At 61.5% G+C, this 353-nt stretch carries 1 pseudogene; it reads right to left on the reverse strand.

What is annotated here, in order from left to right:
* A pseudogene (locus QJT78_RS52345) lies at positions 1-353 on the reverse strand (RNA polymerase sigma-54 factor); the annotation flags it as partial.

A 353-nucleotide genomic window follows, 5' to 3' on the forward strand; every position in this document is an offset into this window, starting at 1 on the left:
TCGAATGTGCCGCGATTTGTCGCCATGTACTTGTTGGCGGTGACACGCGACACCGTGGATTCATGCATCTGGATGGCGTCGGCAACGGCCTTCAGATTCAGCGGCCGCAGATGCGCCACGCCGTGGGTGAAGAAGCCGTCCTGCTGGCGCACGATTTCCGTCGCAACTTTCAGGATGGTGCGGGCGCGCTGATCGAGCGCGCGCACCAGCCAGGTCGCGTTCTGGAGCGCGTCGGTGAAATAGGACTTGTCGCCGTCCTTGCCGATCTTCTTCGACAGCTCGGAATAATAGGTCTGGTTGACCAGCACGCGCGGCAAGGTGTCGCTGTTGAGCTCGACATGCCAGCCGCCATC

The organism is Bradyrhizobium sp. Mp27, from assembly GCF_029953005.1.
Classification (GTDB): Bacteria; Pseudomonadota; Alphaproteobacteria; order Rhizobiales; family Xanthobacteraceae; genus Bradyrhizobium; species Bradyrhizobium barranii.